Source organism: Brevibacillus fortis (assembly GCF_046196545.1).
GTDB classification, from domain to species: domain Bacteria; phylum Bacillota; class Bacilli; order Brevibacillales; family Brevibacillaceae; genus Brevibacillus; species Brevibacillus fortis_A.
Genome location: NZ_CP176370.1, coordinates 4,275,342 through 4,289,898, shown reverse-complemented (window position 1 = coordinate 4,289,898; position 14,557 = coordinate 4,275,342). Strand labels below are relative to the sequence as shown.

Sequence of the window (14,557 nt, the reverse complement as noted above, 5' to 3'; positions counted from 1 at the left end):
AGGAAATCAAATAGCGCGGGAGCCGATTGCCATTATCGGCATGAGTGGACGTTATCCAAAAGCGCGATCGTTGAATGAGTATTGGGAGAATCTGAAATCTGGAAAGGATTGCATTACAGAAATTCCAGAGGAACGCTGGTCACTGGATGGCTTTTTCGAGCCGGATCCAGTCAAAGCTGTAGCAGAAGGAAAAAGCTATGGCAAATGGGGCGGCTTTGTAGACGGATTCGCTGACTTTGACCCTCTCTTTTTCAATATGTCTCCGTGGGAAGCGATGCATTTCGATCCGCAGGAACGATTGTTTATGGAGTCTTGCTGGGAAGTGCTGGAGGACGCAGGGTATACGAGACAACTGCTTGCAGAAAAGTACAATCGACGAGTCGGGGTGTTTGGAGGGATCACAAAAACAGGGTTCAGCTTGTATGGACCTGATTTATGGAAGCAAGGTGAATTGATTTACCCGCACACATCGTTTAGTTCACTGACGAATCGTGTTTCCTATTTCCTCAATCTCCAAGGTCCGAGTATGCCGATTGATACGATGTGCTCCGCTTCGCTCACAGCGATTCATGAAGCGTGCGAGCATCTGTATAACGGGGATTGTGAACTGGCGATTGCCGGCGGAGTCAACCTGTATCTGCATCCTTCCAGCTATGTCTTTTTGTCTGCTCTGCATATGCTTTCCGTAGATGGACAATGCAAAAGCTTTGGGCAAGGCGGAAACGGTTTTGTACCGGGGGAAGGTGTAGGTACAGTGCTGCTCAAACCACTGTCGAAAGCAATGGCAGATGGCGACCATATCTATGGATTGATTCGTGGAACCAGCGTGAATCACGGCGGAAAAACCAATGGCTATACCGTACCGAATCCAACTGCTCAAGGAGAGCTGATTCGCCAAGCATTGGATAAGGCAGGCGTTCATGCCAAAACGGTAAGCTATATAGAAGCGCATGGAACAGGCACGGAGCTTGGCGATCCGATTGAAATTACGGGTCTCATCCAAGCCTTCCGCAAGGATACGCAGGATACGGGATATTGTGCGATTGGTTCCGTTAAATCCAATATTGGTCACTTGGAAGCGGCGGCTGGAATAGCAGGAGTGGCAAAAATATTGCTGCAAATGAAGCATCAACAGCTGGTCCCAAGTCTGCATGCACAAGAGCTGAATCCGAATATTCCGTTTTCGAAAACGCCTTTTGTCGTTCAGCAAGACTTGGCTGAATGGAAACGGCCGCTCATGGAAGTGGATGGAGAAAGGAAGGAATTCCCGAGAATTGCAGGGATTTCTTCTTTTGGTGCAGGAGGGTCCAATGCACATGTCGTGATTGAGGAATATATTCCTGAGGTCAAGGAACGGCCTTCAATTACGATCACTCCGGAAAATCCGGCGATCATCGTCCTGTCAGCGAAGAATAAGGAGCGTCTCATCGAACAAGTGCAAAGGCTGTTAGCGTCGATTGAGGAGCAATCCTTTACAGATGTGGATCTGGCAGATATTGCTTATACGCTCCAAGTGGGACGTGAGGCAATGGAAGAACGCCTGGCGCTGATGACGAGTTCGCTTACAGAATTGGTTGAGAAGTTGCGTAGCTTTCTTGCAGGTGATGACAACATTGCCGAGCTCTATCGCGGTCAAGTAAAGCGCAGCAGAGAAACAGCAGACATCTTCACAGGCGATGAAGAATTTCAAGAAGCGATTGAAAAATGGATGCAACGCAAAAAATTCTCCAAGCTTCTCGATTTCTGGGTGAAGGGCTTGCATCTTGACTGGAATAAGCTTTATGACGACAAAAAGCCTCGTCGGATTAGCTTGCCTGCGTATCCTTTTGCCAGAGAGCATTACTGGCTGCCCAAACTGAAGACACAGCCGTCAACTCATACACAAGGTACACTTGGTCTGACTGCTTCCCTTCATCCTTTGCTGCATCAAAATACTTCGGATCTCAGTGAGCAAAGATTCAGCTCTACTTTTGATGGTCAGGAATTCTTTTTATCGGATCATGTTGTAAAAGGTAAGAGAATCCTGCCTGGGGTTGCTTATCTTGAGATGGCTCGAGCTGCTGCGGATCTAGCAGCGGGAGCGTTGGAAGATGAGCAATACGTCATGGAGCTTAAAAATGTTGTATGGGCGCAACCGATTGTGGTGGAAGACAAGCCTGTTCAGGTACACATCGGCATTTATCCTGAGGATAACGGCGACCTTCGTTATGAAATATACAGCGAACCGCAAGAAAAACAGGCTGAATCGGTGGTACATAGTCAAGGAAGCGTGGTGTTTGCAGATATCACTGCTGCACCCACGCATAAACTCGATGTGATCAAAGTCCAATGCAGCTATCGCACGCTTCATGCAAATGAGTGTTATGAAGCCTTTCAAACAATGGGACTTGTCTATGGGCCAGCCCAGCAAGGAATTGAGCAAGTATACGTGGGAGAGGGACAAGTATTGGCCAAGTTGGCCATGCCTTCCAAAGTTGCCGAGACGCAAGGAGAATTCGTCTTGCATCCGAGCATGCTGGATTCGGCCTTACAATCCTCTATCGGATTATTGCTTGGCGCAGGCGATACAGCGATTCTGAAGCCAATCCTGCCTTTTGCACTGGAGAAGCTGAGTATTTTTAGCCAGACTTCTTCCCGGATGTGGGTGTGGATTCGACAGGCTGACGGTAGTAGGACGGGAGACAAGGTACAGAAAGTAGATATTGATTTGTGTGACGACCAAGGAACGGTTTGCGTTCGTATGCAGGGCTTCTCGGCACGAGTGCTGGAAGGCGAAGTAGAGACGGTAGATTCCAAAGGGAAGCTCGGAACACTGCTGGTTCATCCTGAGTGGAAGGAACAAGCGGTTGTGAGCAACGCCGAAGCCGCTGACTATACACAGCGAGTCGTGATGATAGTTGAACCGGATCGCGTTTCTTGGGACAATCTCCAAGCCTACTTGAATGGAGTCCGTTGCATTCCTTTGCGATCCGCTCAAGAAGGCATTGCCGAGCGTTTCATTGATTATACGACGCAGGTATTTGAGGAAATTCAAGAGATTTTCCAGCAAAAAGTACGCGGCAAGATATTGGTTCAGATTGTCGTTCCCTTGCGAGCAGAACAGCCGTTTTTCACTGCGTTCTCTGGATTGCTGAAAACGGCGAAATTGGAGAATCCCAACCTGATTGGACAGGTCATTGAGGTAGAATCGGGCAACGACGAATTCGAGATTGCTGAAAAAATAAAGGAGAATGTACGCCGCCCATTGGATGTTCAGATTCGATATCAATCTGGAAAGAGATATGTATCTGAGTGGGTAGAGCTGGATGCTCCACAAGAGACGAGCATTCCGTGGAAAGACGGTGGGGTTTATCTCATCACTGGTGGGGCAGGCGGACTGGGTTCTATTTTTGCCAACGAAATTGTACAGAAGATTCAACATGCGAACCTGATTCTGACAGGGCGTTCCCCATTGGATGAAGAGAAGCAAGCTAAACTCCAGGAATGGATAAAATCGGGAGCAAGAGTCGAGTACCGCCAAGTTGATGTGACGCAGAAACAGGAAATGGCAGATTTGATCCGGACGATTCAACAGGACTATGGACGTCTTCATGGCATTATTCATAGTGCTGGCGTGCTTCGTGACAGCTATATCCTCAAGAAAAACAGGGAGGAAGTCCAAACGGTTCAGGGTCCGAAGGTTACGGGTCTCATCAATCTGGATGAAGCCAGTAAAGATGTAGAACTGGATTTTCTGGTGCTGTTTTCCTCGGTGGCAGGTAGCTTGGGGAATATCGGACAAGCTGACTATGCTTGCGCCAATGCCTTTATGGACAGATTTGCCTACTATCGCAACGGACTGGTTGCACGAAAGCAACGTCACGGACAGACATTGTCCATGAATTGGCCGTTGTGGAAAGAGGGCGGAATGCAGGCTGACGTAGAGGCTGGTGACATGTTGAAGCATAGCATGGGAGTAGTCGCTATGCAGACTTCGACGGGTATTGCAGCTATGTACCGAGGCTTAGCCTCAGGAAAAGCGCAGGTCATGGTGATGGAAGGTGATCTGGCTAAGCTCAAGCAAACCCTGTTTTTACAAACACCCGTCAACAGTTCTCAATCGAAGCATGCTCCTGTCCGATCGGAAGCTTCGGTAACGGTGGATAGCAGCAGTCTGTTGCAAAAAGTGGAACGGACTTTGATGCAAACTGCGTCGGAGCTGCTTCAGGTGCATACCACAGATATCGATGGCAAAGTGGAACTTTCTGAACTCGGATTTAATCAGGTTCTACTGACTGAATTCGCCAACAAGCTTAGTCAGCATTATCACATTGGGCTGGTTCCGACTGTATTCGTAGAGTGTCCGACGCTTCAGCAGCTTGCTTCCTATTTACTTGAAGAATTTGAAGACATGCTAGTCAAACAAATGCAGCCAGTGGCATCGATCACACCAACCAAGGTAGAGCAAACTGAAAAACAAAAGATCACCAGTGTGGAACAAAATGTTCTCCACGAGAGGGCGACTCATTTTGTTAAAAAGGAATTTGCCGAGGTTCTGCAACTGCCCGTAAATCGAATCGAAGAAGATGCCTCGATGGAGACATACGGAATTGATTCGATTCTATCCATGAAATTAACCAACCAATTAGAGAAAAGCTTTGGCTCACTGCCGAAAACGTTATTTTTTGAGTATCAAACGATTCAAGAATTGATTGGATATTTCTTGGCCTCCTATCGAGACAAATTCATTGAAATCTTGGGCCTGAAGGAACAGCAGGAAACAGTTGTTATCCAAGAAACAGTATCCGTTACAAAAGAAGAAAACACGTCGAAAAGGCAAAGGAACAGCCATCGCGGAAGAAGTCGCAAAGGCTCGCGCTTCATTACGACACAGAAGGAAACCCAACCAGCCAAAGGAGCTTTGGACATTGCGATCATTGGAGTTTCTGGACGTTATCCGAAAGCGCGGAATACACAAGAGTTCTGGAACAATCTGCGCGATGGCAAGGATTGCATTACGGAGATCCCCAAAGAGCGCTGGAATCACAGTCTGTATTTTGATGAGGATAAGAACAAACGGGGGAAAACCTACAGCAAATGGGGCGGATTCATAGACGGTGTTGATCAATTCGATCCGCTGTTCTTTAACATCTCACCTCTGGAAGCAGAAATCATGGACCCGCAGGAACGATTATTCCTGGAGTGTGTGTATGAAACCTTAGAGGATGCGGGCTACACCCGCGAATCTCTTGGCTCATCTCAAGGCTTCGGACTTGGCAGTAATGTCGGTGTTTATGTGGGCATCATGTATGAAGAGTATCAACTGTATGGCGCACAAGAAACCATGCTGGGCAGACCGATGGCCCTTGGCGGAAGCTTCTCATCTGTAGCGAACCGTGTTTCTTATTTCTTTAATTTCCATGGTCCTAGCGTAGCTGTTGATACCATGTGTTCCTCCTCTCTAACAGGCATCCATTTTGCTTGCCAAAGCTTGCTGCGCGCTGAATGCGAGGTTGCGATTGCAGGTGGTGTTAATGTTTCGATTCACCCGAATAAATATTTGATGCTCGGACAGGGAAAATTTGCTTCCAGCAAGGGACGATGCGAAAGCTTTGGGGTTGGCGGTGACGGCTATGTGCCTGGCGAGGGTGTCGGGGCAGTACTGCTTAAACCTCTGGCGAAAGCAATTGCCGATGGAGATCAAATTTACGGTGTGATTAAAGGAAGCGCCATTAACCATGGCGGCAAAACAAATGGCTATACCGTACCGAATCCGAATGCACAAGCGAGCGTAATTGGGCGTGCTCTGAAGGAGGCTGGAATTGATCCACGGACGATTAGTTATTTGGAAGCTCACGGTACAGGTACTTCTTTAGGTGATCCCATAGAGATCGCAGGTTTGACCAAAGCCTTCCAAGCGTACACAACAGACAAGCAGTTCTGCTCAATCGGATCAGCGAAGTCCAATATCGGGCATTGTGAGAGTGCAGCGGGAATTGCCGGCATAACGAAGATCCTATTGCAGCTCAAACACGGGCAATTAGCACCATCACTGCATGCAGAGGTGCTAAATCCGAATATTGATTTTAGCACGACTCCGTTTGTCGTACAGCAAGAGCTGGCGGAGTGGAAACGTCCAGTCATTGACGGTCAGGAAATTCCAAGACGCTCCGGTGTGAGCAGCTTTGGTGCGGGTGGCTCGAATGCTCATATCGTCATCGAAGAATACATTCCAGAACATGAACAACTCCCAGCTATCCAAGTAAGACACACGAATCCAGCGATCATTCTCCTGTCAGCGAAGAATGAAAGCCAGCTCCACGAACAGGCACAGCGTTTGTTAGCTGTGATCAAGGATCAGTCCATTTCTGACATGGACTTAGCAAATATTGCTTACACGCTTCAAATTGGGCGGGAAGCCATGGAAGAGCGCCTGGCTGTGATGGCCAGCTCCATGCAAGAGCTTCAGGAAAAGCTGACCCAATTTGTAAATGGACAGGAAGGCGTCAGTGACGTATTCCGAGGACAGGTGAAGAGCAACAAAAAGACGATTGCCGTGTTTGAAGCGGATGAAGATTTGAAACAGGCAATCGATGCTTGGATAAGCAAAAGAAAATACGCCAAGCTGCTTGATCTGTGGGTAAGTGGAGGCGTGATTGATTGGCACAAGCTCTACGGTGACAAGAAACCTCGTCGCATTAGCTTGCCTACGTATCCGTTTGCAAGAGAACGTTATTGGATTCCTCAAATGGAGACGCAATTTGTGCGCGAAGTTGCAGCCGCATCAGAAGGGGCGCTCTTCCTTCACCCATTGCTCCAGAAAAACACGTCTGAATTGTTGGAACAGCGGTATAGCTCTACGTTCCGTGGACAGGAATTTTTCTTGGTAGATCATGTTGTGAATGGACAGCAGCTCTTACCGGGTGTTGCGTATCTCGAAATGGCACACGAGGCAATTAATCAGTCAGCGGGAGCCTTGAAGGCGGGACAGAATGGCTTAATGCTCAAAAATATAGTGTGGGCCAAGCCGATTGCTGTACATGATCAGCCGGTCGATGTTCACATTGGTCTTCAGCTGGCAGACAGTGGAGAGATTGGCTATCGAATCTACAGTGAGCATACAGGAAACGAAGCAGAAGAGATTGTGCATAGTCAGGGAAGTGCCGTATTCCATTCGGTTGCCGAGACGCCAACGCTTGATCTCGCTAGGTTACAAGCCGCGTGCAGCCATAGCATTTTGAGTGGTAGCCAATGCTATGACGTTTATAAAGCAATGGGAATCCATTATGGCCCAGCCCTGCAAGGAATTGAGCAAGTGCATATGGGCACGGAGCAGGTGTTGGCAAAGCTGATCTTACCTTTGGTTGTTTTGGGGACAGAAGAACAGTTTGTGCTGCATCCAAGTATGATGGATTCAGCTTTGCAGGCGGCGATTGGTTTATTTATGGGGGCAGATGACTGGAGTCTCGCTCACAATCTTGATTCGCTAAAGCCAATCTTGCCTTTTGCGCTGGATGAGCTGGAAATCTTCAGTCCTTGCACGCCGCAGATGTGGGCGTATATTCGCTACAGTGATGGCAGCAACGCATCTGATCATGTGCAGAAGCTGGATATTGATTTATGTGACGAGCAAGGAAATGTTTGCGTCAGAATGAAGCGATTTTCGTCTCGTAAGCTGGACGGCAAAATGGAAGACTTCGAAGCTACAGGGGCACAAGAGATGTTGATGGTTCATCCTTGCTGGCAGGAACAGGCAGGTGTTCAGAAAGCGGAGACTCCCACCTATGCACAGCATATCGTAATGATGGCGGAAGGCTTTGAATCGTCGCTTGCCAGTATATCAGCACAGATGAACGAAGTGCGCTTGATTCCTTTGCAATCCCAACAGGATGACATTGCCGACAAGTTCGAGGCCTATGCTTCCCAAGCATTTTTGGAAATCCAAAGCATCTTTCAACAAAAGATACTTGGCAAAGTGTTATTACAGGTTGTCGTTCCCGACAAAGCGGAGCAATCATACGTAAGCGGACTTTCAGGCTTGTTGAAAACAGCTCAGCAGGAGAATCCAAATGTAATCGGCCAATTCATTGAAATAGACCCAGGTGAACATGCGGCAGAAATCGTAAACAAGCTGCAAGAAAGTGCCTGCCAACCTATGGACGATCGAATTCGCTATCAAGCGGGTAAACGTTATGTACTGGGCTGGTGCGAAACCAAGCCATTGCATGATGAGGTCACCATTCCGTGGAGAGATCAAGGAACCTATCTGATTACGGGTGGAGCAGGTGGTTTAGGGTTGATTTTCGCAAGGGAAATTGCGAGTCAGGCGAAACAGGCAACCTTAATTCTCACGGGACGTTCTCCTCTTCGTGAAGATAAACAAGCGATGCTTCATGATTTGCAAAGGTCAGGGGCAAGTGTTGTCTACCGTCAAGTGGATGTGACGGACAAGCAGGAAGTAGTCCAGCTCATCCAAAGTATTCAACAGGAATTCGGAGATCTTCACGGCATTATCCATAGCGCGGGTGTTGTTCGAGATAACTTCATCCTCAAGAAAACGACAGAAGAATGGAACCAAGTAGTAGCGCCAAAAGTTGCCGGCCTTACGAATTTGGATGAGGCAAGTAAAGATCAGCCTCTCGATTTCTTCGTCCTCTTTTCTTCGATAGCAGGAAGTATAGGAAATAGTGGTCAGGCAGACTATGCTTGCGCGAATGCCTTTATGGATGGCTATGCGAAATATCGGAATGAACGGGTGCAGGCAAAGCAACGTCAGGGTCAAACGGTCTCCATCAACTGGCCGCTCTGGAAAGAGGGCGGGATGCAAGTAGATGAAGCGGTTGAGGAGATGGTAAAACAAAGGGTTGGAATGATCGCTTTGCAGACCGCGACGGGTATTCGTGCTTTTTATGAAGCCGTAGCTTCTCGAAAAGATCAGGTGATGGTAATGGAAGGAGATCTACAACGCCTCCACGCAGCAGTGGTAGGAAGACCGAAGAAAATAGAACAAGACGTCAAAGTTCCAACCGCAATACAACCAACAAGTCATCATTTGCCAAAGGAAAAAGCGATCTATTATTTCAAAAAGCTGGTCTCTTCCGTCATCAAGCTGCCAATAGACCGCATCGAAGCGGACGCCTTATTGGAAAAGTACGGAATTGACTCGATTATGGTCATGCAATTAACAAATGAATTAGAAAAAACGTTTGGTTCGTTGTCGAAAACATTATTTTTCGAATATCAAACCATCGAAGAAATTGCGAAATACTTCCTGGCATCGCATCGAGAGCAAATGATGAGTATCCTTGGCATGGAGGAGAAGGAAGCACCAACGTCATCCCCTGTTAAAAAGTTGAGCGTTGCACCGTCGATGGCTGCTGCAACGGCAAAACCGGTGATCAACAACCGCAGGAGCAGAGGCAACGCGTTGAAGGAAACGACGAGAGAAACCAAACCAGCAAACGACGCCTTCGATATTGCCATCATTGGGGTTTCAGGTCGTTATCCGAAAGCTAGAAATATGAATGAGTTCTGGCGCAACCTGCGTGATGGCAAAGATTGTGTCACTGAAATTCCCGAAGAGCGTTGGGATCACAGCCTGTTTTTTGATGCAGATAAGAAAAAGCAAGGAAAAACCTACAGCAAGTGGGGAGGCTTCCTTGACGGTGTAGATCAATTTGACCCGTTATTTTTCAATATCACACCAAGAGAGGCTGAAATCATGGACCCGCAAGAGCGCTTGTTCTTGGAATGCGTCTATGAAACGTTAGAGGATGCCGGGTATACTCGTGAATCTCTCGGCTCAACACCTGGCATGGGTCTAGGCGGTAATGTCGGGGTTTATGTCGGAGTCATGTACGAAGAATACCAGCTCTATGGAGCCCAAGAAACGATGCTCGGCAGACCGATGGCGCTAGTAGGAAGTCCAGCCTCCATTGCGAATCGGGTTTCTTATTTCTGCAACTTCCATGGACCTAGCATGGCGGTAGATACGATGTGTTCCTCTTCCCTGACAACCATTCATTTGGCTTGCCAAAGTCTACAGCAAGGGGAATGTGAGGCTGCTATTGCAGGTGGAGTCAATGTATCGATTCACCCTAATAAATACTTGATGCTTGGGCAGGGCAAATTCGCATCCAGCAAGGGACGATGCGAAAGCTTTGGTATCGGCGGTGACGGGTATGTACCTGGCGAGGGGGTTGGGGCAGTCCTGCTTAAACCTCTGGCGAAAGCAATTGCCGATGGAGATCAAATTTATGGTGTGATAAAAGGAACAGCGGTTAACCATGGAGGAAAAACGAATGGATACAATGTACCTAGCCCGAATGCCCAAGCTCGGGTTATTGGACGTGCTTTCCAAAAAGCTGGAATCGATCCACGGACGATCAGCTATCTGGAAGCGCACGGTACAGGGACCTCTTTAGGTGATCCCATTGAAATAACGGGCTTAACGAAGGCTTTCCAAACGTATACAAATGACAAACAGTTTTGTGCCATTGGATCGGCGAAGTCCAACATCGGGCATTGCGAGAGTGCAGCGGGAATCGCAGGAGTGACGAAGGTCTTATTGCAGCTCAAGCATGGACAATTAGCACCATCCCTGCATGCTGAAGTACTCAATCCGAATATAGATTTCAGTATGACGCCGTTTTTTGTTCAGCAAGAGCTTGCAGAGTGGAAACGCCCTGTCATTGACGGACGGGAAGTTCCACGACGTGCCGGTGTGAGCAGTTTTGGGGCGGGCGGATCGAATGCTCATGTGGTGATCGAAGAATATATGCCAAAAATGCAAGAGCAGCCTACCGTAATGGCAAGTCCGCAGAATCCTGCCTTGATACTCTTTTCAGCCAAGAATGAAGAACAGCTTCATCAACGGGTACAACGACTGCTCGGAGCCATTGCGGAACAAGGATTGTCCGATACAGATTTAGCTGAAATGGCGTATACCCTTCAAGTGGGACGAGAAGCGATGGAAGAACGTTTGGCTGTAATGGCAGGCTCGATGATGGAACTTGAAGAGAAATTGAAGCAATTCATAGGAAGACAGAAGGACATTGAGGACCTGTACCACGGACAGGTAAAACGTCATAAAGAGACCTTGGCAATCTTTGCAGCAGATGATGATATGCCGCAAATAATTGATTCCTGGATGAGCAAAGGCAAATACGGCAAATTGCTGGACGTTTGGGTCAAAGGGCTGAACATGGATTGGAGCAGCTTGTATGGTGAGAGTAAGCCTCGCCGGATTAGTCTTCCAACGTATCCATTTAGCAGAGAAGCGTATTGGGTACCTGGTGGATATACGTCATTTACAGGGGCAGCATCTCAATCCAAATATGAGCAACTTCCCGTTCAGCCAGACATGCGCATCGTGAAAAAGCAATGGAAGGCTTGCCCAGCGATACCAACTAAGGCAGCTCATCGAACGATAGGGATTTTTACAACGGATGAAACGAAGCATTTGGCGATTCAACTATCGAACCATTTTGCTAAGAGTGAAATTCTGGAGCTGAATGAGCTCGAATCACGATTCCATCAGGATGAGAGTGAGTGGAAAAACTATGATGGCATCGTAGATTTGGTCGGTTGTGGACATCAGCATACCGATTTGCTGGCTTGGATTCCATGGCTGCAACAACTCGTTGAGAATGGTCATAAAGAAGGCTTGAATCTATTAGGTGTGACAAAAGGCTTGGAGTCTTTCCGGAATGACTCTGTCAATTTGGCGGGTGCCTCACGTGTTGGTTTGTACCGCATGCTGCAAAGTGAGTATAAGCATCTGCAATCACGCCATGTGGATCTAGATCCATTGGCTGATGGAGAAGAACTTGTGCAACAGATTGTAGCAGAGTTTTTCATTGATGATCAGGAAACAGAGGTTTGCTATCGATCAGGTGAGCGTTATAGCGCTTATCTTAAGGATGAGATGGTAACAGACATTCAGGAGCCAGTGCTTGTTTTCCCTGAGAACCATGTTTTATTGATCACTGGCGGTACACGGGGGCTTGGGTATCTATGCGCCAAGCATTTTGTAGAGCGTTATGGTGTTAAAAAACTGGTGCTCACAGGGCGAGAAAGTCTGCCGCCACGCGAGCAATGGGGAGCCTATGAGACGCAAAGCACTTCCGTAGCAAAGAAAATTCAGGCGATCCAAGCTTTGGAAGCGCAAGGCGTACAGGTTCAAGTCTTATCAATACCCTTAACCGATGAAGAGGCTTGGCAACAGCATTTGTACGAGTTGAAACAAACGATGGGACCTATTGGCGGGGTGATTCATTGCGCTGGTTTTAGCGATGATCAAAATCCTGCGTTTATTCGGAAATCGACGGATGGAATTCAGCAGGTATTACAACCGAAAGTAGCTGGGCTGCATACGATATTCCGAATATGCAAGGACGAGCCTTTACAGTTCTTCGTTCTCTTTTCATCTGTTTCCGCAATCATTCCATCCTTGGCTGCGGGTCAGAGCGATTATGCGTTAGCCAATGCCTATATGGATTATTTTGCAGAGGCACATGCGGATTCTTGCCCGATCATGAGCATTCAGTGGCCGAGCTGGAAGGAAACAGGAATCGGTGCCGTTACGACCAGAGCCTATCAACAAACAGGCCTGGTACACATCACTGACGAGCAAGGACTGCGATTACTGGATCATATTCTTTCGAAAAAGATAGGTCCGGTTGTTTTCCCGGCAGTCATTAACCAAGAGCTGTGGAACCCTCATGAGTTGATGCAACACAAAAAGCAAGAAGCTTCTGCTGCGAACCTTTCGTCACATCGTCCAGCAGATGGCAAGCCGACGCAAAGCGTAGCGGATCTTGTGAAGACAGCACAAACAAGACTGATTGAGCTGTTTGCGAAGGAGCTGAAAATAGATCCTGCCAGATTGGAGATAGACAAAGAGTTTCCAGACTATGGGATCGATTCGGTGTTGCTGGCTCAAGTCATGAATGAGATCAGTAAATGGTTGGGCAAGGACTTGGACCCGACGATTTTATATGAATATCCCACCATCGAAACACTTGCAGAATGGCTGACCAGTAATCACGGCAATTCCATCGCTGACGATCTGAGGCTGACTTCTCCTGAATGGAACGACGATCCGAAGAGTCAGCCCATTCGTAGGGAGACTGTGAAAAGCCAGCTGGTGAGTAGTCCGGCTACCCCATATAGGGAGGTAAAAGCAAATCCATCTGACATTGCAGTCGTGGGGCTCTCTTGCCGTTTTCCGGGTGCTCGTAACGTGGAAGAATACTGGAACTTGTTAGCGGAGGGTCGTTCAGCCATTGGTGCTGTGCCCATGGAACGCTGGGGTTATGAAAATTCCTATTATGCAGGACTTCTGGACAACATTACTGCTTTTGATCCTTCTTTCTTCCTGATAACAAAAGAAGATGCGAAGGCCATGGACCCGCAAGCCTTATTGGTGTTGGAGGAAAGTCTTCACCTATGGCATCAGGCTGGATACACACCAAAGGACGTCAAGGGAAAAGCGGTAGGCGTCTACATCGGGGCAAGAAGTAATCATCGCCCAAGTGAAGATCGTCTTCATCAAACACAAAACCCGATTATGACCGTGGGACAAAACTATTTGGCTACGAATATTTCCCAGTACTTCGATCTTAGAGGTCCCAGCATGGTTATCGATACCGCATGCTCTTCGGCGTTGGTCGGAATGAATATGGCGATTCATTCCCTTCTGAGTGGAGAGATTGAGGCCGCTATCGTCGGCGGGGTTAACGTGCTAAGTGGTGATGAAGCGCATCGGATGTTCCATCAAAGAGGAATTTTAAGCGAAGAGCCAGCCTTCCATATTTTTGACAGGCGTGCGGGCGGCCTTGTATTGGGAGAAGGCGTAGGGATGGTTCTATTGAAGACCGTGGAGCAGGCACTGGCAGATGGTGATGAAATACAGGCCGTCATCAAGGGAGTAGCGGTCAACAATGATGGACGAACGGCAGGTCCTGCCACCCCGAATTTGCAAGCCCAAAAAGAGGTTATGCAGTCGGCACTGGCTAAAGCTGGTGTGGAGCCGGAACAAATCAGCTATATCGAAGCGAATGGCTCGGGTTCAGAGGTTACAGATTTACTTGAACTCAAAGCCATTCAGTCTGTCTATCGCTCATCTCATACGGCCGCTTGCGGTTTAGGATCGATCAAGCCCAATATCGGTCATCCCTTATGTGCAGAAGGGATTGCCAGTTTGATAAAAGTCGTGCTGATGCTCAAACACCAACAATTGGTTCCGTTCCTGTCAGGGCAAGAGCCGATGACCCATTTCCATATGGAGTCAACGCCTTTTTATTTTCAGCGACAGCTTTCTGAATGGAACGATTCGCCTAGAATAGCAGCGATTAATTGTTTTGCAGATGGGGGAACCAACGCCAACGTCGTTTTACAATCCTGGGAGGAGGCAGTCTCACGTCCGAACAAACGACATTCGATTGCACCTCCGACGTTAAACCGAATTGACGTCTACCGTGAAGAGGCAGGTCGTTCAACAAAAACACGGACATATCTGAGCCAGAAACCCAACTATACGACCAGTATTTGGAAACGACAAATAGTGGAGGGATAA

The 14,557-nt window shown here is 47.9% G+C and carries 1 protein-coding gene (running past one end of the window); it reads left to right on the top strand.

Features of this window, described 5'->3' with window-relative positions; genetic code table 11:
• Window positions 1–14,557 carry the 3' portion of an amino acid adenylation domain-containing protein gene (locus ACKKE8_RS21180; RefSeq protein ID WP_409174765.1) on the top strand. The gene continues 6,932 nt to the left of window position 1, outside the view, so only the last 14,557 of its 21,489 coding nucleotides appear in the window; the start codon falls outside the window, past its left edge; the stop codon is at window positions 14,555–14,557.